Origin of the sequence: Dactylosporangium sp. NPDC006015 (assembly GCF_040614215.1) — a bacterium.
Lineage (GTDB): Bacteria > Actinomycetota > Actinomycetes > Mycobacteriales > Micromonosporaceae > Dactylosporangium > Dactylosporangium maewongense.
This window is the reverse complement of the sequence record NZ_JBEXUD010000091.1, coordinates 1-22,247: the sequence shown is the minus strand read 5'-3', so window position 1 is coordinate 22,247 and position 22,247 is coordinate 1. Positions and strand designations below refer to the sequence as shown.

Sequence of the window (22,247 nt, the reverse complement as noted above, 5' to 3'; positions counted from 1 at the left end):
ATCTGGTTGTGGCGTTGTTGGCGGTGTGGAAGGCGGGTGGTGCGTTTCTGCCGATCGATCCGGGGTTGCCGGTTGAGCGGGTGTCGTTGATGGTGGCGGACGCGGCCGTGGTGTGTGTGGTGGATGATGTGGCGGCGGAGTCGATGTCTGATGCCCCGTTCGGTGTTCGTGTTGGTGTGGATTGTGCGGCGTATGTGATGTTCACGTCGGGGTCGACGGGGACCCCGAAGGGTGTGGTGGTCACCCATCGGAACGTGGTGTCGCTGTTCGCCGCGACGCAGGGTCTGTTCGCGTTCGGCGCCGAGGATGTGTGGTCGTGGTTCCATTCGTTCGCGTTTGATTTCTCGGTGTGGGAGTTGTGGGGGGCGTTGCTGCACGGCGGTCGGGTGGTTGTGGTGCCGTTTGAGGTGTCGCGGTCTCCGGAGGAGTTCTGGGATCTTCTGGAGCGGGAGCGGGTGACGGTGTTGTCGCAGACGCCGTCGGCGTTCTATCAGCTGATGGCTGCGGGTGTGGACCGGTCGGGTGGTTCGCTGCGCACGGTGGTGTTCGGTGGTGAGGCGTTGGATCTGGGTCGGTTGGGTCCGTGGTGGGAGGGTCGGCCGGACGGGCCGCGGTTGGTGAACATGTACGGCATCACGGAGACGACCGTTCATGTCACGCATCGTTCCCTGGTGGTGGGTGAGTCGGGGGACAGTGCGATCGGTCGTGGCCTGGCTGGGTTGCGGACGTATGTGTTGGATGGTCGGTTGCGGCCGGTGCCGTCGGGTGTGGTGGGTGAGTTGTATGTCGCGGGTGGTCAGGTGGCTCGGGGTTACCTGAACCGGCGTGGGTTGACGGCGGGTCGGTTCGTGGCTGACCCGTTCGACGGCGGTGGCGGTGGCCGGTTGTATCGCACTGGTGATGTGGTGCGTTGGACCGCTGACGGTGACCTGGTGTATGTCGGCCGGGCGGATGAGCAGGTGAAGATCCGCGGGTTCCGGATCGAGCTGGGGGAGATCGAGGCGGTGCTGGCGGCCTGCTCTGGGGTCGCGCAGGTGGCAGTGGTCGCTCGTGAAGACGTCCCGGGCGACAGGCGTCTGGTGGCGTACGTGGTCGGTGCGGTTGATGGTGCGACGCTGAAAGCCCACGCCGCCGAACGGTTGCCCGACTACATGGTTCCTGCGGCGTTCGTGGCCCTTGACGTGTTGCCGTTGACGGTGAACGGGAAGCTGGATCGCAGGGCGTTGCCTGCTCCGGGCTTCGGGTCGGTGGGTGTGGGGCGGGGGCCGAGCAATGCGCGTGAGGAGGTGTTGTGTCTGGGGTTTGCCGAGGTGTTGAACGTTGAGCGTGTTGGGGTCGATGACAACTTTTTCGGGTTGGGTGGTCATTCGCTGTTGGCGGTGCGGCTTGTCGAGTGGCTGCGGGTGCGTGGTGTGTCGGTGTCGGTGCGTGGGTTGTTCGATGCGCCGACGCCGGCGGGTTTGGCTGCGTTGGCGGAGGCTGCGATTGTTGCGGTGGCGCCGAATCTGATTCCGGCTGACGCGCGGGTGATCACGCCGGGGATGCTGTCGTTGGTCGAGTTGACCGAGGCGGAGATCGAGATCGTGGTCGGCTCGGTCGATGGTGGTGCGGCCAATGTCGCGGACATCTATCCCTTGGCGCCGTTGCAGGAAGGGCTGCTGTATCACCACCTCCTCGCCGACGGCGGCGACGACGTGTACGCGGTGGCGCGTGTGCTCGAGCTGCCCGACCGCGAGGTTCTGAACGACTTCCTCGCCGCATTGCAACAGGTCGTCGACCGGCACGACGTGTTCCGGTCGTCGGTGGTGTGGTCGGGCCTGCGGGAACCGGTCCAGGTGGTGTGGCGCAACGCGACGTTGCCCGTCACCGAGGTGATCGCCGGCGTCGACGCCCACGACCTGGTGTCCCTCGTGGGACTGTCGATGGACCTGGGCCGGGCCCCGCTGGTCGACGTCCACACGGCCCCGCTCGGCGGCGGGCGATGGATGGCGATGGTGCGCATCCATCACCTGGTGCAGGACCACACGGCGATCGCGGTCGTCTATGACGAGATCCAGACGATCATGGCCGGCCGGACCGGCGAACTCGTCGCGCCGCTGCCGTTCCGCGCCTTCGTGGCCGAGGCGCGGGCGAGCCAGGTCGGCGGGGCCCACGAAGCGTACTTCCGGGAACTGCTGGCCGGCGTGGACGAGCCGACGACCGCGTTCGGCGTGACGGATGTGCGCGGCGACGGTTCGGCGGTCACTGTCGCGTCCGGCGAGGTCGAAGCCGGTGTGGGTGTGCGGTTGCGGGAGGTGTCCCGCCGGTTGGGGATCAGCCCGGCGACGGTGATGCACGTGGCGTGGTCGCGGGTCCTGGCGGCGGTGGCGGCCCGTGACGACGTGGTGTTCGGGACGGTGCTGTTCGGCCGGATGAACGCCGGTGCCGGCGCGGACCGGGTGCCTGGCCTGTTCATCAACACGCTGCCGGTGCGGCTGCGGACGGACGAGCTCGATGTCGTGACCGCGGTGACCGAGATGCGCGGACAGCTGGCCGAGCTGCTCGAACACGAACACGCATCGCTGGCGGCGGCGCAGCGGGCCAGCGACGTTCCCGCCGACGCCGCCTTGTTCACGGCGCTGCTGAACTACCGGCACAACGTCGCCGACCGGCCCGAGGACGCCGCGGAACCGAACGGCGCCGGGGTCGTGATCCGACCGTTGCTGGTACGTGAGCGGACGAACTACCCGCTGACGGTGGCGGTGGACGACGACGGCTCCCGGTTCGGGCTGATCGTCGACGCGGTCGGGCCGATCGATCCGTCCGCGGTCGTGGACATGGTGCGTACCGCAGCCGACCACCTCGTGTCGGCACTCGAGCGTGCGTTGGACGGCGGCGCGCGCACACGCTTGTCGGACATCGGCGTTCTCAACCCCGGCGAGCTCGACCGTGTCCTGGTCGAGTGGAACGACACCGCGGTCGACGTGCCGGCGGCGACGCTGCCGGGGTTGTTCGCGGCGCAGGTGGCGCGCACGCCGGACGCCACGGCGTTGGTGTTCGAAGGCGAGTCGCTGTCCTACGCGGAGCTGGACGGCCGCGCGAACCGCGTGGCGCGCTTCCTGATCGACCGTGGTGTGGTCGCGGACTCGGTGGTGGGGGTGTCCCTGCCGCGTGGCTTCGACTTGGTGGTGGCGTTGCTGGCGGTACTCAAGGCGGGTGGTGCGTATCTGCCGATCGATCCGGAGCTGCCGGCGGAGCGGGTCGCGTTCATGGTCGCGGATGCGGGTGCGGTGTGTGTGATCTCGGAGGAGATCCCGGCCGGTTCGGATACGGCTCCCGAGGTTGTGGTGTTGCCGGGTCAGGCGGCGTATGTCATCTACACGTCGGGTTCGACGGGTGCGCCGAAGGGTGTCGCGGTGTCGCACGAGGGCATCGTGAACCGCCTGGTGTGGATGCAGTCCCGGTTCGGCATCCAAGAGGGTGACCGGGTGTTGCAGAAGACGCCGTTCGGGTTCGACGTGTCGGTGTGGGAGTTGTTCTGGCCGCTGATCCAGGGCGCCACGATGGTGATCGCCCGTCCCGGTGGTCACCGCGACCCCGGCTATGTCGCGGAGCTGATCCGTGCTGAGCGGGTGGACACGGTCCACTTCGTGCCGTCGATGTTGGAGGCGTTCCTGGCGACGCCGGGAGCGGCCAGCTGTGGTGGTCTGCGGCGGGTGGTGTGCTCGGGTGAGGCCCTGGGCCAGGCGGTGCGGGAGCGGTTCTTCGAGACGCTTCCGGGTGTCGGGCTGTTCAATCTGTACGGCCCGACCGAGGCTTCGGTGGACGTGACCGAATGTGAGGTGCGGGAAGAGGGTCCGGTGCCGATCGGTCGGCCGGTGTTCAACACGCGCGTCTACGTCCTGGATGACCGGCTGGCGCCGGTGCCGGTCGGGGTGGCTGGGGAACTGTATCTCGCGGGTGTGCAGCTGGCCCGCGGCTATGTGAGCCGGGCGGGGCTGACGGCCGACCGGTTCGTGGCCGACCCGTTCGGCGACGGCGGCCGGTTGTACCGCACCGGCGACGTGGTTCAGTGGGATGCCAACGGAAGCTTGACCTATCTCGGCCGCGCCGACGACCAGGTGAAGATCCGCGGGTTCCGCATCGAACCGGGCGAGATCGAATCCGTCATCGCCAGCCACCCGCAGGTCGCCCAGGTCGCGGTGATCGCCCGGGAGGACACCACCGGCGACAAGCGCCTGGTGGCGTACATCGTCGGCGACGCGGACAGCACGGCAGTGCGCGACTACACCAGCGACCGCCTGCCCGAGTACATGGTCCCGTCGGCGGTCGTGGCTCTCGACGCGCTGCCCCTGACCGCCAACGGCAAGCTCGACCGCAAGGCGCTGCCTGCCCCGGACTTTGCCGCGGTCGCCGGGGCCGGGCGGGGGCCGGCCAACGTGTGGGAGGAGCTGTTGTGTCAGGCGTTCGCTGAGGTCCTCGGGCTCGACACGGTCGGCGTTGACGACGACTTCTTCGCTTTGGGTGGTCATTCGCTGTTGGCGGTGCGGTTGGTCAGTCGGGTGCGGGTTGTTGTCGGTGTGGAGGTGCCGCTGCGGGCGTTGTTCGATGCGCCGACGCCGGCGCGGTTGGCTGGTCGGCTGCCTGGTGCGGGGCAGGCGCGTCAGGCGTTGGCGCCGTGGGTGCGGCCGGAGCGGTTGCCGTTGTCGTATGCGCAGCAGCGGTTGTGGTTCATCGGTCAGTTGGAGGGGCCGTCGGCGACGTACAACCTGCCGACCGTGCTGGGGTTGCCCGGCGATGTTGACGCTGTGGTGTTGCAGGCGGCGTTGCTGGATGTGATCGGCCGGCATGAGGTGCTGCGGACCGTGTTCCCGACGGCTGGTGGTGCGCCGTTCCAGCGGATCGTTGCGGTCGGTGACCTGGACTGGCAGTTGCACACGAGTGCCGTGCCGACTGTGGACCTGCCCGGCGCGGTGGAGGCAGCGGTCGGGTACACGTTCGACCTGGCGGTGGAGGTGCCGATCCGGGCGTGGTTGTTCGAGGGCGGCTCCGGTGAGCGGGTGCTGGTGGTCGTGGTGCATCACATCGCCGGTGACGGCTGGTCGATGCGTCCTCTCGCCACGGACCTGGCGGTCGCGTACGCGGCCAGGGCTGAGGGCCGGGCACCACTGTGGGCGCCGCTGCCGGTGCAGTACGCGGACTATGCCTTGTGGCAGCGGGACCTGCTGGGCGACGAGACCGACCCGGACAGCCTGATCTCCCGCCAGGTCGCCTACTGGCGTCAGGCCCTGCACGGCGCACCGGAAGAGCTGACCCTTCCCACCGACCACCGCCGCCCGGCCGTCACCGGCCACCACGGCCACACAGTGCCTGTGACGGTGCCGGCACACCTGCACGCCCGGCTGCTGGAGGTGGCGAAGGCCCAGGGCGTGACGGTGTTCATGCTGCTGCAGGCCACCGTCGGGGTACTGCTGTCGAAGCTCGGCGCCGGCACCGACATCCCCATCGGCACACCGGTGGCGGGCCGCGGCGACGAGGCCCTGGACGACCTGGTCGGCTTCCTCGTCAACACCCTCGTCATGCGCACCGACCTGTCCGGTGACCCGACGTTCGCCGACCTCCTGGGTCGGGTTCGCGAGACGACACTGGCCGGTCTCGAGCACCAAGACGTGCCGTTCGAACGCCTCGTCGAGGAACTGGCGCCGGCGCGTTCCATGGCCCGGCACCCCCTGTTCCAGATCATGCTGACCCTGCAGAACAACGCAGAGACGGCCCTTGACCTGGCGGGTGTCAGGGTCGGCGCGCCGGGCCTGGCGGCCGTGGCCCCGACGGCGAAGTTCGACCTGGACTTCACGGTGTCGGAGACCTTCGACGCCGATGGCGCCGCGCTCGGGTTGGCCGGCGTCGTCACCGGCGCCGCGGATCTGTTCGACGCCGGCACCGTCGCGGTCATCGCCGGGCGTTGGGTGCGTGTCCTGGAGGCTGTCCTGGCGGATCCGGAGTCCCCGGTCTCCACTGTGGACGTCCTCGACGCCGTCGAGCGGGAGCAGCTGCTGCACGGCTGGAACGACACCGCGGTGGAGGTCGCGGACGGGACGGTGCCGGAACTGTTCGCCGCGCGCGTGACGGCGGATCCCGACGCTGTGGCGGTCGTGTTCGAGGGCGTGCCGGTCACCTACGGTGAGCTGGACGCGCGAGCGAACCGGCTGGCCCGGTACTTGACGGAGCGAGGGGTCGGCCCCGAGTCGGTGGTTGGTCTGTGCCTGCCGCGCGGTGTCGACGTGGTCGTGGCGTTGCTGGCGGTGTGGAAGGCGGGCGGCGCCTATGTGCCGATTGATCCGGAGTACCCCGCCGATCGGGTGAGCTTCATGGTGGCGGACGCGGCACCCGTGTGCGTGCTGTCGGTGGCGTCCGTGGCCTGGGTGCTGGTCGGGGCCGGCGCCGACGTGGTGCTGCTGGAGGACCTGGCACTGGCGGAGGCCGGCGAGGAACCGCCGGCCCGACCCCTGCCGGGGCAGTTGGCGTATGTGATCTACACGTCGGGTTCGACCGGAACCCCGAAAGGTGTGGGTGTGTCCCACGGGGCGCTGGCGAACGCGGCGCACGTGTTCGCCCCGATCTTCGGGGCCGGTCCCGGGCTGGGCGTGCTGCAGTTCGCGTCGTTCAGCTTCGACGCGTCGGTGTTGGACGTCGCGGTGGCGCTGACCGCCGGTGCCCGCCTCGTGGTGGCGTCGTCGGCGCAGCGCGCCGACGCGGCCCTGCTGCGGGAGCTGGTGGCCGCGACCGGCGTGGATATCACCAGCGTGGTGCCGAGCCTCCTGGAGGTCCTCACACCGCAGGACCTGAGCTCCGTGCGCCGTGTCGTGGTGGGTTCGGAGGCCATCTCGGCCCGGCAGGCGGGGGTGTGGTCCGCGGATCGGGTGTTGGTGAACACGTACGGCCCGACCGAGGCCGCCGTCATGGTCGCCGCCGGCGTGGTCGACCTGGATCGGTTCCCCGCCGGTGGTGCGGTGCCGTTCGGACGGCCGACCGGCAACAGCCGGATGTACGTGCTGGATGACCGGCTCGCGCCGGTTCCGGCGGGGGTGGCCGGCGAGTTGTATCTGTCCGGGGTCCAGCTGGCCCGCGGCTACCTGGGCCGGTTCGCGCTGACCGCCGAACGGTTCGTCGCCGACCCGTTCGGTGACGGCGGCCGCCTGTACCGGACCGGTGACGTGGTGCGCTGGACCGCCGACGGCGATGTGGTCTTCGCCGGCCGTGCGGACGAGCAGGTGAAGATCCGCGGGTTCCGGATCGAGCCCGGCGAGATCACGGCCGTGCTCACCGGGCATCCACACGTCGCGCAGGCCGCCGTGATCGCCCGGGAGGACACCGCCGGGGACAAGCGCCTCGTCGCCTACGTGATCCCGGCGCCCGATGCCACTGACGGTCTGCCGTACCAGCTTCGTGAGCTCGCGGGCGCACAGCTGCCGGAGTACATGGTGCCTGCGGCGGTCGTCCTGCTGGAGCGGCTGCCACTGACACCGAACGGGAAGCTCGACCGTGTCGCGCTCCCCGCGCCGGACTTCGCGTCCGGGGCGAAGTCGGGCCGGGGCCCCGCCAACGCTCGTGAGGAAGTGCTGTGCCAGGGCTTCGCCGAGGTGCTGGGGCTCGAGTCGGTCGGCGTCGAGGACGACTTCTTCACGCTGGGCGGGCACTCGCTGCTGGCAGTGACGCTCGTCGAGTGGCTCCGGGTCCGGGGTGTGTTCGTGTCGGTTCGCGCGCTGTTCCTGTCGCCGACGCCGGCCGGGCTGGCGACCGAGGCCGGTGCGGCGGCGGTCGACGTGCCGCCGAACCTGATCCCTGACGGCGCACAGACCGTCACGCCGTCGATGCTGCCGCTGGTCGAGCTGACCGAGACCGAGGTCCGCGCCGTCGTCGGCACGGTCGAGGGCGGCGCCGCCAACGTCGCGGACATCTACCCCCTCGCGCCGCTGCAGGAAGGCATGCTGTTCCACCACCTGCTGGCCGACGGCGGTGAGGACGCTTACGTCACGTCGTTCGTGCTCGAGTTCGCCGACCGGGGCCGCCTCGACGGGTTCGTCGGGGCACTGCAACGTGTCGTCGACCGGCACGACGTGTTCCGGACCTCGGTCGTGTGGTCCGGGCTGCGTGAGCCGGTGCAGGTGGTGTGGCGGAAGGCGACGCTGCCCGTCGCCGAGATGAGCCTCGACGTCGTCGGTGCCGACGCGGCCGCCGAGTTCGTGACGCGAGTCGGGTCGTCCATGGATCTGGGCCGGGCCCCACTGGTGGACGTTTCCATGGCGGAGCTCCCCGACGGTCGGTGGCTCGGCGTGATCCGGCTGCACCATCTGGTGCAGGACCACACCGCGCTCGAGGTGGTCCTGGGCGAGATCGAGGCCACCGTGTCGGGTCGTGCCGACACGCTGCCGGAGCCGTTGCCGTTCCGCAACTTCGTGGTCCAGGCCCGCGCCGGCCTGACCACGCTGGACCATGAGGGGTACTTCCGCTCGCTGCTGGCCGGTGTGGACGAGCCGACCACGGCGTTCGGTGTGACGGATGTGCACGGCGACGGTTCGGCTGTCATGACCGTCCGGGCCGAGATGGACGCCGGCCTGGGTGTGCGGCTGCGTGAGATGTCCCGGCGGCTCGGGGCCAGCCCGGCGACGGTGATGCATGTGGTGTGGGCACGCGTCCTCGCCGCGGTGTCCGCCCGCGACGACGTCGTGTTCGGGACGGTGCTGTTCGGCCGGATGAACGCCGGTGTCGGCGCGGACCGGGTGCCGGGTCTGTTCATCAACACGCTGCCCGTGCGGGTCCGTACCGGCGGTGCCGACGTGCTGGCAGCCGTCACCACGATGCGCGGACAGCTTGCCGGGCTGCTGGAGCACGAACACGCGCCGCTGGCCGCCGCTCAACGGGCGAGCGAGGTGCCCGGCAACTCGCCGCTGTTCACCACGCTGTTCAACTACCGGCACAGCACCACCGACACGTACGGCGCCGACGAACGCGTGAGCGACGGCGTACGACCCGTGTACGTCCGGGACCGCAACAACTATCCCCTGACGGTGTCGGTGAACGACGACGGCGTCGGGTTCGGGCTGGTCGTCGACGCGGTCGTCCCCATCGATCCGGACGCACTGACCCGGATGGTGTTCACCGCGGCGGACGGTGTGGTGTCGGCCCTGGAGCGGAGTCTGGACGGTGGGGCGCCGACGCCGCTGCCGGCGGTTCCGGTGCTGGACGGGGCGGAGCTGGACCGGTTGGTGTCCGGCTGGAACGACACGGCAACCGACGTCGCTGGCGTGTCGGTGCCGGAGTTGTTCGCGGCGCAGGTGGCGCGGACACCGGGCGCGCCGGCGGTGGTGTGTGACGGCGAGTCGGTGTCGTATGCCGAGTTGGACGCGCAGTCGAGCCGGTTGGCCAGGTATCTGGTGGGTCAGGGTGTCGGTGCGGAGTCGGTGGTGGGTTTGTGCCTGCCGCGGGGTCTGGACATGGTCGTGTCGTTGTTGGCGGTGTGGAAGGTGGGTGCGGCGTATCTGCCGGTGGATGTGCAGTCTCCGCCGGAGCGGGTCGGTTTCATGCTGTCGGACGCTCGGGCGGTGGTGGTGCTCGGGTTCGAGGATGTGCTGGACGAGCTGCCGGTGGGTCGGGTCCGGTCGGTGGCGTTGGATGATCCGCGGGTCGCCGCTTCGATCGGGCGGCAGTCCGCTGAGCCGTTGGGTGTGCGGGTGTTGCCGTTGCAGGCGGCGTACGTGATGTACACGTCTGGGTCGACCGGGATGCCGAAGGGTGTCGCGGTGACGCACGGCGGGTTGGCGAACTATGTGGTGTGGGCGGTGGGTGCGTACGGGCCGTCGGGTCGGGGTGCGGTGTTGCACTCGTCGTTGGCGTTCGACTTGACGGTGACGAGTGTCGTGGTGCCGCTGGCGTCGGGGTCGCGGGTGGTGGTCAGCGTCGACGGCGGTGCCGATGGTCTGGCCGGTGTGGTGAACGGCTCGGACGGTTTTGATGTGTTGAAGGTGGTGCCGGCGCATCTGCCGTTGCTGGCGGAGTACCTCACGGACGACGCGGCAAGAGACGCCGCGAGTGTGCTCGTGGTGGGCGGTGAGGCGCTGCCGGGTGGTGCGGTGCGGCGGTGGCTGGACCGGGCCCCTGGTTCGGTGGTGGTGAACGAGTACGGTCCGACGGAGACGGTGGTCGGGTGTTGCGTGTATCGGGTGGTGGCCGGGCAGGTCGTCGATGATCTGGTGCCGATCGGGCGGCCGGTCGCGAACACTCGTTTGTACGTGTTGGATGAGCGGCTGTCGCCGGTGCCGGTCGGGGTGCCGGGTGAGTTGTACATCGCCGGGGTGCAGGTCGCGCGGGGCTATGTGGGCCGGGCGGGTCTGACCGGTGAGCGGTTCGTGGCCGACCCGTTCGACCCGACCGGCGGCCGGTTGTACCGGACCGGGGACGTGGTGCGCCGCGACCCCGGCGGAGACCTGGTGTACCTGGGCCGGGCGGATGAGCAGGTGAAGATCCGCGGGTACCGCATCGAACCGGGCGAGGTCGAGGCCGTCCTGGCGGCTCATCCGCGGGTCGGCCAGGCCGCGGTGGTCGCGCGCGAGGACGTTCCCGGCGACCGCCGCCTGGTCGCCTACGTCGTAGGGGACGGCCGGCCGGACCAGCTGCGCGCGTTCGCCGCCGAGCGCCTCCCCGAGTACCTGGTCCCCGCGGCTGTCGTGGTCCTGGACGCGCTGCCGCTGACCGCCAACGGCAAGCTGGACCGCAAGGCCCTCCCCGCGCCGGAACTCGGCGCGGGCCGGACGGCCGGGCGCGCGCCCGCCAACACCCGCGAAGAACTGTTCTGCCAGGCGTTCGCCGAGGTGCTCGGCCTCGACCGGGTCGGCGTCGACGACGACTTCTTCGCGCTCGGCGGTCACTCGCTGGTGGCCGTGCGCCTGGCCGAGTGGCTGCGGGTACGCGGCATGTCCGTGTCGGTGCGGGCACTGTTCGACGCCCCGACGCCCGCCGAGCTCGCCACCGTGGCGGGCTCCACGGCGGCGGCCGTCCCGCCCAACCTGATCCCCGCGGACGCGCTCGACATCACGCCGGCCATGCTGCCGCTCGTGGAGCTGTCCGAGGCCGACATCCGGACCGTGGCGGCCAAGGTGCCCGGGGGTGCGGCCAACATCGCCGACATCTACCCCCTCGCCCCGCTCCAGGAAGGGATGCTGTTCCACCACCTGCTCGCGGACGGCGGCGACGACGTCTACGCCGCACCGTTGGTGATCGAGTTCGACCACCGGGACCGGTTCGACGGCTTCGTCGCCGCGCTGCAACGAGTGATCGACCGGCACGACATCTTCCGGACGGGCGTGATGTGGGCCGGACTGCCGGAGCCGGTGCAGGTGGTGTGGCGTTCGGCGACGCTGCCGGTGACCGAGGTCGAGCTGCCGGCCGGCACCGAGGACCCGATGGCCGACCTGCTGTCGGTGGTCGGGCTGTCGATGGACCTCAACCGGGCGCCTTTGATGGACCTGCACGTCGCGGCGCTGCCCGACGGACGCTGCCTCGGACTGCTGCGGATGCACCACCTCGTCCAGGACCACACCGCCATGGGCGTGGTGATCTCCGAGATCCGCGCCGTCCTCCACGGCCGCGCCGACGAGCTCACGACGCCGCTGCCGTTCCGCAACTTCGTGGCGCAGGCCCGCGCCCGCCTGCGCGACGGCGACCACGAGGAGTTCTTCCGCGACCTCCTGGACGGCGTCGACGAGCCGACGGCGGCGTTCGGCATCCGTGACGTACGCGGCGACGGCACCGACGTGGTGCGGGCCCTGCTCGAGGTCGACGCCGGCCTGGGTCTGCGGCTGCGCGACGTCGCCCGCCGGCTGGGTGCCAGCACGGCGACGGTGATGCACGTGGCGTGGTCGCGGGTCCTGGCCGCGGTGTCGGGTCGCGACGATGTCGTGTTCGGCACCCTGCTGTTCGGCCGCATGAACGGCGGTGAAGGCGCCGACCGGGTGCCGGGCCTGTTCATCAACACCCTCCCAGTGCGCACACGGACCGGGTCCGACGATGTCGTCGCCGCGGTCACCGCGATGCGCCGCCAGCTGGCCGGGCTGCTGGAGCACGAGCACGCGCCGCTGGTCCTGGCCCAGCGTGCCAGTGCGGTGCCGGCGGACCAGCCGCTGTTCACGACCCTGTTCAACTACCGGCACGAGGACACCACCGGACCGGACGGCGAAGAGGCACCCGAGGAGCTGGAAGGCATCCGGACCCTCTACTCACGCCAGCGGACCAACTATCCGCTGTACGTGTCGGTGGACGACGACGGATCACGGTTCGGCCTGGTGGTCGACGCGGTTCAGCCGATCGACCCGGCAGCCGTGGCCGACATGCTGCACACCGCGACCGGTCACCTCGTGTCGGCGTTGGAGCAGGCACTCGACGGCGGCACACCGGCGCGACTGTCGGTGATGGGTGTGCTGGACGAGGCCGAGCTGAGCCGGACCCTCGTCGGATGGAACGACACCGCGGCCGAGGCGCCGGCGGGCTCGGTGCCGGAGATGTTCGCGGCGCAGGTGTCACGCACGCCGGGCGCGGTGGCGCTGGTCGCCGACGGCGCCGAGCTGTCGTACGACGAACTCGATGCGAAGGCGAACCGCCTGGCCCGGTACCTGGCGGGCCAGGGTGTCGGTGTGGAGTCGGTGGTGGGTCTGTGCCTGCCGCGCGGCGCGGACATGATCGTCGCGCTGCTGGCGGTGTGGAAGGCCGGGGCGGCGTACCTGCCGCTCGACCCGGCCGCGCCGGTGGAGCGGATCGCGTTCATGCTGTCCGACGCCCGGGCCGTGGTGTTGATCGGCACCGAGGACGTGCTGGACGAGCTGCCGGCCGGCCGGGTGCGCACGGTGGCGCTGGACGACCCGCGGGTGGCCGCGGCGGTGGCCCGGCAGTCGGCGGAGGCGCCGGCCGCGACGGTGCAGCCGGGGCAGCTGGCGTACGTGATGTACACGTCGGGGTCGACCGGCACGCCGAAGGGCGTCGGCGTGACCCACGGCGGTCTGGCGAACTACGTGGCGTCGGTGCCGGACCGCGTCGGGCTGGCCGGCCCTGGCCGGTCCGCGGTGCTGCAAGGACAGGTGACCGACCTGGGCAACACCGTCGTGTTCGGGGCGCTGGCCTCGGGCGGCACGTTGATCGTGGTGCCGGAAGAACTGGTGACCGACCCGGTCGGCCTGGGCGAGTTCTTCACCGAGCGGCAGGTCGACGGCGTGAAGGTGGTGCCGTCGCATCTGTCGGCGTTGGGCGCCGGCCCGGCGGGTGTGGCGGGAGTGCTGCCGGCGCGGACGGTGGTGCTGGGTGGTGAGGCCGCCCCGGTCGGTTGGGTACGCGACCTCGTCGCGGCGGCCGGTGAGCGGGCGGTGTACAACCACTACGGCCCGACCGAAACGACGATCGGTGTCCTGACGGCGCGGCTGGACGGGTCGGGCGTCGTCCCGGTCGGTCGCCCGGTGGCCAACACGCGGGTGTACGTGCTGGACGCGCGGTTGTCGCCGGTTCCCGTGGGGGTGGCCGGTGAGTTGTACGTCGCCGGGGCCCAGCTGGCCCGCGGGTACGTGGGCCGGGCGGGACTGACCGCGGGACGGTTCGTGGCTGACCCGTTCGACGGCGGTGGCCGGTTGTATCGAACCGGTGACCTGGTCCGGTGGACGGCCGACGGGCAGCTGGTGTTCGCGGGCCGGGTCGACGACCAGGTGAAGATCCGCGGCTTCCGGATCGAGCCTGGCGAGATCCAGACCGCGCTGATGGCCCACCCGCAGGTGCTGCAGGCGGCGGTGATCGCCCGGGACGACGCGGCCGGCGGCAAACACCTGGTCGCCTATGTCGTGCCGGTCGAGGCCGACGAGACAACGCCCGCGGCGGTACGCCAGCACCTGGCGGCCCGGCTGCCGGACTACATGGTCCCCACCGCCGTCGTGATGCTCGACGCGCTCCCGTTGACCGCCAACGGCAAGCTGAACCCCGCCGCTCTGCCCGACTCGGACTTCACCGCGGCCGCCGGGGCCGGGCGCGCCCCCGCCAACGCCCGCGAGGAGATCCTCTGCCAGGCCTTCGCGGAGGTCCTCGGACTGGAGTCGGCCGGCGTCGACGACGACTTCTTCGAACTGGGCGGCCACTCGCTCCTCGCCGTCCGCCTCGTCGAGTGGCTCCGCGTCCGCGGCGTCTCGGTGTCGGTGTCCGTGCTGTTCGAGGCGCCGACACCGGCCGGGCTGGCCGTCGCGGCGGCGTCGGTGACCGTCGAGGTCCCGCCGAACCTGATCCCCGACGGCGCCCAGGTCATCACCCCTGACCTGCTGCCCCTGGTCGACCTCACCGCGGCCGAGCTCGACACCGTGATCGGCACGGTGCGCGGCGGGGCGGCGAACGTCGCCGACATCTACCCCCTCGCCCCGCTCCAGGAAGGCATCCTCTTCCACCACCTGCTCGCCGAGGGCGGCGGCGAGGACGTCTACGTCACGCCGTTCGTCGTCGAGTTCGACGACCGCGGGCGGCTCGACGCCTTCGTGTCGGCGTTCCGCCAGGTCGTCGAACGGCACGACGTGTTCCGGACATCGGTGGTGTGGGCGGGACTGCGGGAGCCGGTACAGGTGGTGTGGCGCACGGCGCCGCTGTCCGTCGTCGAGGTCGCGCTGACCGGCGACGGCACCGACGTCGTGACCGACCTGCTGTCCGTGGTGGGCCTGTCGATGGACCTGCGCCGCGCGCCGCTGCTCGACCTGCACGTCGCCCCGTTGCCCGACGGCCGGTGGGTGGCGCTGTTGCGCCGGCACCACCTCGTCCAGGACCACACGGCGCTGGAGGTGATGCTGACCGAGATCGAGGCGGTGCTGTCGGGTCGCGCCGGCACGCTGCCGGAGCCGCTGCCGTTCCGCAACTTCGTTGCCCAGGCCCGGGCCGGGTACACCAGCGGCGAGCACGAGGAGTTCTTCCGCAACCTGCTGTCCGATGTGGACGAGCCGACGGCGGCGTTCGGGATCAGCGATGTGCGACGTGACGGCACCGGTGTCGTCACCACACACACGGTCGTCGACGCGGAGCTCGGTGTGCGGTTGCGGGACGTCGGCCGGCGGCTCGGGGTGAGCCCGGCGACGGTCGTCCACGTGGCGTGGTCGCGGGTCCTCGCGGTGGTGTCGGGCCGGGACGATGTCGTGTTCGGCACGGTGCTGTTCGGCCGCATGAACGCCGGTGCGGGCGCGGACCGGGTGCCAGGCCTGTTCATGAACACGCTTCCGGTCCGGATCCGGACCGGCGAACTGGACGTGCCGGCGGCCGTCAAGGCGACCCGCAACCAGCTGGCCGGGCTGCTGGAGCACGAGCACGCACCCCTCGCGGTGGCCCAGCGGGCGAGTGCCGTGCCGCCGGACGAGCCGTTGTTCACGACGTTGTTCAACTACCGGCACAACACCGCACCGGCCGGAGACCCCGGCGGCAGCAACGGCTTCGACGGCATGCGGGTGCTGTTCTCACGTGACATCACGAACTATCCGTTGATGGTGTCGGTCGACGACAACGGCGACAGCTTCGGGCTGGAGGTCGACGCGGTCGCCCCGATCGACCCGGACGCGGTCGCGGGCATGGTGCACGCGGCGCTCGCCCACGTCGTCGCGGTGCTCGACGGCGACGAGCAGGTGCCGCTGTCGGCGGTGTCGGTTCTGGACGAGACCGAGCTGAGTCGCGTGCTGTCGGGGTGGAACGACACGGGCGTCGCGGCCCCGGCCGACACGCTGCCGGGCCTCTTCGCGGCCCGGGTGGCGCAGACGCCGGACGCCCCGGCGGTCGTGTTCGAGGGCGTGCCGATGTCGTACCGGGAACTCGACGCACGCGCGAACCGCCTGGCCCGGCTGCTGATCGGCCGCGGCGTGCACACGGAATCGGTCGTGGCGGTGGCGATGCGGCGGTCGGCGGACCTCGTGGCCGGGCTGCTGGCGGTGCTGAAGGCCGGGGCGGCGTACCTGCCGGTGGACCCTGACCTGCCGGCGGAGCGGGTGTCGTTCATGGTCGGTGGCGCGGGCGCGGTGTGCGTGCTGACCGATGCCGCGTCGTCCGGGGAACTGCCGGCCGGGCTCGGCGTGCCGGTGGTGACGGTCGACGAACCGGGGTTGCCGGCGCGGTCCGACGGCGACATCGGTGTGCCGGTGCAGCCCGCCCAGGCGGCCTACGTCATCTACACGTCGGGTTCGACCGGGCTGCCGAAGGGTGTGGTGATGTCGCATGCGGGCGTGGTGAACACCATCCGGTGGCTGCTGGACGAGTACGGCCTGACCGCCGCGGACCGCGTGCTGCACAAGACGCCGATCGGCTTCGACGTGTCGGTGTGGGAGCTCTTCCTGCCGCTCGCGTCCGGCGGGTGTGTGGTGGTGGCGCGGCCGGGTGGGCACCGGGAACCCGAATACCTGGCCCGGTTGATTCGCGACCAGCGGGTGACGAGCGCGGAGTTCGTGCCGTCGTTGCTGGAGGCGTTCGTGGCGGAGCCGGCCGCGGCGGAGTGCGTGTCGCTGCGGCAGGTGCTCAGCGGCGGCGAGGAACTGTCGGCCACGCTGCGCGACCGGTTCTTCGAGGTTCTGCCGGCGGCCCGGCTGCACAACACGTACGGCCCGACCGAGGCGGCCATCACCGTGACGTCGGCGGAGTGCGCCCCGGCCGCCGACAGTGTGGTGCCGATCGGCCGGCCGATGGCGAACGTGCGGGCGTACGTGGTGGACGCGCGGCTGTGCCCGGTGCCGCCCGGGGTCGCCGGTGAGCTGTACCTGGCCGGGGTGCAGCTCGCGCGCGGGTACGTCGGCCGGGCCGAGCTGACCGCGGAGCGGTTCGTGGCGGACCCCTTCGACGCGGAGGGCGGCGGCCGGCTGTACCGGACCGGGGACGTGGTGCGGTGGTCCGCCGACGGCGAACTGGTGTACCTGGGCCGGACCGACGACCAGGTGAAGATCCGCGGATTCCGGATCGAGCCGGGCGAGATCGAATCGGTGCTCGCCGCCCACCCGGAGGTGGCGCTCGCGCGAGTCATCGCACGGGAGGACACCGCCGGCGACAAACGGCTCGTCGCGTACGTCGTCCCCGCGGACGGCGCCGGCGCCGGGCTGCCCGCGGCACTGCGCGCATACGCCGCCGACCACCTGCCGGAGCACATGGTCCCCGCCGCGGTGGCGGTGCTGGACGCGCTGCCGCTGCTCGTCAACGGCAAGCTGGACCGCAAGGCACTGCCCGCGCCGGACTTCGCGGCGACCGCCACGACCGGCCGTGCCCCCGCCGACGCGCGCGAGGAGCTGCTGTGTCTCGCGTTCGCCGAGGTGTTGAACACCGCCTCGGTCGGCGTCGACGACGACTTCTTCGCCCTGGGCGGGCACTCGCTCCTGGCGGTCCGCCTCGTGAGCCGGATCCGCGCCGTCTTCGCAGTCGAACTGTCGCTGCGGACCCTGTTCGAGGCGCCGACGCCCGCCGCGCTGGCCCGCCGGTTGCCGGGAGCCGGGGCGGCCCGGACGCCACTGGTCGCGTCGGCGCGCCCACCGCGGTTGCCGCTGTCGCACACCCAACAGCGGCTGTGGTTCATCGGGCAGCTCGAAGGCCCGAGCGCCACATACAACGACCCCATGACGCTGCGGCTGTCCGGCGACGTCGACGCGGCGGCGCTCGAGGCGGCCTGGCTCGACGTGATCGGCCGGCACGAGATCCTGCGTACAGTGCTGCCGGTCGCCGCCGACGGACAGCCGTTCCAGCACGTCATCGCCGTCGAAGACCTCGACTGGCGGCTGCGGGTCCTCGAGGTGACCCCGTCCGCACTGTCCGCCGAGGTCGCGGTCGCCGCCGGGTACGCCTTCGACCTCGCGGTCGAGGCGCCGATCCGGGTGTCGCTGATCGGGACCGGCACGGACGAACGGGTGCTCGTGGTGGTCGTGCACCACATCGCCAGCGACGGCTGGTCGATGGCGCCGCTGGCCGTGGACATCTCGACGGCGTACGCGGCGCGGCTCGCCGGCCGGGCCCCCGTGTGGGAACCGCTGCCGGTGCAGTACGCCGACTACACGCTGTGGCAGCGGGATCTGCTCGGTGACGAGAACGACCCGGACAGCCTCGTGTCGCGGCAGGTGAGCTACTGGCGTCGGGCACTGGCCGGTGCACCGGAAGAACTGGCGCTGCCGGCCGATCGGCCACGCCCCACGGTCCCCAGTCACCGCGCTCACCAGCTGGCGACCGAGGTGCCGGCGGACCTGCACCTCCGGCTGACGAGGGTCGCGCGTGGGCAGGGCGTGACGATGTTCATGCTGCTGCAGGCCGCGCTGGCCGTCCTGATGTCGAAACTGGGCGCCGGCTACGACATCCCGATCGGCTCAGGGGTGGCCGGCCGCAACGACGAGGCGCTGGACGACCTGATCGGGTCGTTCGTCAACACCGTGGTCACCCGCACCGATCTGTCCGGCGACCCGACCTTCACCGAGCTGCTGGCCCGGGTCCGGGAGACCGTCCTGGCCGGCTACGAGCACCAGGACGTGCCGTTCGAGCGCCTCGTCGAGGAGCTCGCCCCCAGCCGTTCCCTGGCCCGGCACCCGCTGTTCCAGGCCCTGCTGACCATGCAGAACACGGCCGACGCGGTCCTCGACCTGCCCGGCCTGGCCGCGGACGAGATCGCCTCCGGCCATGCGGCGGCGAAGTTCGACATCGCGGTGATCGCTCGTGAGATCTTCGGACCGGACGGGGCTCCGGCCGGCATCCGCGGCGGTGTGACCGGGTCGGCCGACCTCTTCGACGCCGAGACCGTCGCGACCATCGGCCGGCGGTGGGTGCGAGTGCTGGAGGCGGTCGCGGCCGACCCAGCGCTGCCGCTGTCGGCGATCGGTGTGATGGACGACGGCGAGCTCGACCGGCTGCTGGTCGAGTGGAACGACACCACGGCCGATGTGCCGACGTGGTCAGTGCCGGAGATGTTCGCGGCGCAGGCGTCACGCACGCCGGACGCGGTGGCGCTGGTCGCCGACGGCGTCGAGGTGTCCTACGCGGAGCTCGACGCGAAGGCGAACCGGCTGGCGCGGTACCTGCACGGGCTCGGCGTGGGCACCGAGTCGGTGGTGGGGTTGTACCTGCCGCGCGGTGAGGACATGATCGCCGGGCTGCTGGCGGTGTGGAAGGCGGGCGCGGCCTACCTGCCGCTGGACCCGGCCGCGCCCGCCGAGCGCATCGGGTTCATGCTGGCCGACGCGCGCGCGGTGGCGCTGGTGAGCACCGAGGAACTGCTCGACGAGCTGCCGCCCGGCCGGGTGCGGTCGATCGCGCTGGACGACCCGCGGGTGACCGCGTCGGTGTCGTCGCTGCCGGGTGCGGCCCCGGACGGTGCCGTACTGCCGGACCAGCTGGCGTACGTGATCTACACGTCGGGGTCGACCGGGACGCCGAAGGGCGTCGGCGTGACCCACGGCGGCCTGGCGAACTATGTGGCGTCGGTGCCGGCCCGGATCGGGCTGGCCGGGCCGGGCCGGTTCGCCGTGCTGCAGGGCCAGGCGACCGACCTCGGCAACACCGTCGTGTTCGGTGCGCTGGCGTCAGGGGCGACCCTGGTGGTGGCGCCGCCCGGGTCGGTGACGGATCCGATCGCACTCGGTGAGTTCTTCGCGGCCGAACGCGTGGACGCGGTGAAGGTGGTGCCGTCGCATCTGGCGGCGCTGGGTGCCGGCCCGGCCGGCCTGTCGGGTGTGATGCCGGCCAGGAGCCTGGTGCTCGGCGGCGAAGCCGCACCGGCCGGCCTGGTACGGGACCTGCTCTCGGCCGCCGACGGCCGGGTGGTGTTCAACCACTACGGCCCGACCGAGACCACGATCGGTGTGCTGACGGCGCCGCTGGACGGGTCCGAGGTCGTGCCGATCGGTCGTCCGGTGGTCAACACCCGCGCGTACGTGCTCGACGAACGACTGTCGCCGGTGCCGATCGGGGTGGCCGGTGAGCTGTATGTCGCGGGTGGGCAGGTGGCCCGAGGGTACGTCGGCCGGTCGGCGCTGACCGCGTCCCGGTTCGTGGCCGACCCGTTCGACCCGGCCGGTGGTCGGTTGTACCGGACCGGGGACCTCGTGCGGTGGACCGCCAGTGGCGACGTGGTGTATCTGGGCCGCGTCGACGACCAGGTGAAGATCCGCGGGTTCCGGATCGAACCCGGCGAGATCGAGACGGTGCTGCTGGCCCATCCGCGGGTGGTGCAGGCCGCGGTGATCGCCCGGGACGACCCGGCCGGCGACAAACACCTCGTCGCCTACGTCGTCGCCACCGACGGGGACGAGACACCGCCGGATGCGCTGCGCCGGTACGCCGGCACCCGGTTGCCGGACCACATGGTCCCCGCGGCCGTCGTCGCGCTCGACGCCCTGCCGCTGACCGCGAACGGCAAGCTCGACCGCAAGGCCCTGCCCGCGCCCGAGTACGCGACCACGGCCGGCAGCGGGCGGGCCCCGGCCAACGTCCGCGAAGAGCTCCTCTGCCAGGCGTTCGCCGAAGTGCTCGGACTGGACACCGTCGGCGTCGACGACGACTTCTTCGACCTCGGCGGCCACTCGCTGCTCGCGGTCAAACTGATCAGCCGCATCCGCACCCTGCTGCAGACCGAAATCGACATTCGCACCCTGTTCGAGGCCCCGACCGTCGCCGGTCTGGCCGAGCACGCAGACAACCGGAAGTCGACCAGGCCGGCGCTGCGGCCGATGCACGTCTCAGAGGAGTCCTGATGATCCCGTTGTCGTATGCGCAGCAGCGTCTGTGGTTCATCGGGCAACTCGAGGGCCCGAGCGCCACGTACAACATCCCCGCCGCCCTGCGGTTGTCGAGCCGGATCGACGTCGACGCGCTGAACGTGGCACTGCGGGACGTCCTGGGCCGACACGCCGTCCTGCGCACGACGTTCCCGACGGTCGACGGACGGCCGTACCAGAACATCATCCCGCTCAAGGAACTGCGGTGGTCGCTCACCGTCGTCGAGGTCCCGCCCGGCGACCTGCAGGCGGCCGTCGACGACGCCGCTGACTGCGTGTTCGATCTGGCTGTCGACGTGCCGATCCGCGCCTCGCTGTTCTCCGCCGGACCGGAGGACCACGTCCTTATGGTCGTGATGCACCACATCGCCAGTGACGGATGGTCGAAGGCGGCCCTGGCGAGAGACATCACCACCGCGTACGCCGCGCGCAGCGAGGGCCGGGCGCCGGACTGGAAACCACTGCCGGTGCAGTACGCCGACTACACCCTGTGGCAGCGGGAACTACTCGGCGACGAAACCGACCCGGAAAGCCTGATCGCACGGCAGCTGTCGTACTGGCGGCAGGCCCTCGCCGGTGCGCCGGAGGAGCTCGCGCTGCCGACCGACCGGTCACGGCCTGCCATCGCCGACCATCGGGGCCACCAGCGGCCGGTCGAGCTGCCCGCCGCGGCGCACGCCCGCCTGATCCAGGTCGCCCGGGCGCACGGCGTGACCACGTTCATGCTGCTGCAGGCCGCGCTGGCGGTACTGATGTCCAAACTCGGCGCGGGCGACGACATCCCGATCGGGTCGGCGGTCGCCGGCCGCACCGACGACGCGTTGCACGACCTCGTCGGGTTCTTCGTCAACACCCTCGTCATCCGGTCGGACCTGTCGGGCGACCCGACCTTCGCCGAGGTCCTGTCCCAGGTTCGCACGACCAGCCTCGCGGCCCTGGCCCATCAGGACGTTCCGTTCGAACGCCTCGTGGAAGAACTGTCCCCGACCCGTTCGCGGGCCCGGCATCCACTGTTCCAGGTCACGCTGACCGTGCAGAACAACGCCGGCGCCGTGCTGGACCTGCCCGGCCTGCGCAGCGAGATGGCGATCTCTTCGGACCGCACGGCGGCGAAGTTCGACATCGAGGTCAGCCTCACGGAAACGTTCCACGCCGATGGCGCCCCGGCCGGGCTGCGGGGCCTGGTCACCGGCGCGGCCGCGCTGTTCGACGCGACGACTGTCGACGTGATGGCCGCTCGGTTGGTGCGCGTGATCGAGGCGCTGGTCGCGGATCCGGGCCGGCGGCTGTCGTCGGTCAGCGTCATGGACGCGACCGAGCTGGAGCAGGTGGTGGTCGGTTGGAACGACACTGGGTCGGTGGTGGCGGACGCCACCGTGCCGGAGTTGTTCGTGGCGCAGGTGGCGCGGACTCCGGATGCGCCGGCGGTGGTGCATGGTGATGTGGCGGTGTCGTATCGGGAGCTTGATGCTCGGGCGAATCGTCTTGCGC

The 22,247-nt window shown here is 71.3% G+C and carries 3 protein-coding genes and 1 pseudogene; 3 read left to right on the top strand and 1 reads right to left on the bottom strand.

The window, feature by feature from the left end; genetic code table 11:
- Positions 1-8: 8 nt before the first annotated feature.
- Positions 9-1,412: pseudogene (locus ABZ321_RS57390) on the top strand (amino acid adenylation domain-containing protein); the annotation flags it as partial.
- On the opposite strand, the gene ABZ321_RS57385 reads toward ABZ321_RS57390, so the two are convergent.
- Positions 1,364-1,534 (bottom strand): hypothetical protein, encoded by a 171-nt coding sequence (locus ABZ321_RS57385; RefSeq protein ID WP_354905396.1) that lies wholly within the window; start codon positions 1,532-1,534, stop codon positions 1,364-1,366. The pseudogene ABZ321_RS57390 and the gene ABZ321_RS57385 sit on opposite strands and share 49 nt — an antisense overlap.
- A 7-nt stretch (positions 1,535-1,541) precedes the next feature.
- Between ABZ321_RS57385 and ABZ321_RS57380 the strand changes: the two genes are divergently transcribed.
- A complete protein-coding gene (locus ABZ321_RS57380) occupies positions 1,542-20,732 on the top strand; it encodes a non-ribosomal peptide synthase/polyketide synthase (RefSeq protein WP_354905393.1) in 19,191 nt (6,396 codons plus the stop codon).
- Positions 20,732-22,247: condensation domain-containing protein (locus ABZ321_RS57375; protein WP_354905390.1), on the top strand; the 1,516-nt coding region annotated here is incomplete at its 3' end. The genes ABZ321_RS57380 and ABZ321_RS57375, both read left to right, overlap by 1 nt.

Excerpts from the sequence above, each read along its gene's own strand:
- ABZ321_RS57380 (WP_354905393.1), top strand. The coding sequence starts at position 1,542 with ATGCTGTCGTTGGTCGAGTTGACCGAGGCGGAGATCGAGATCGTGGTC.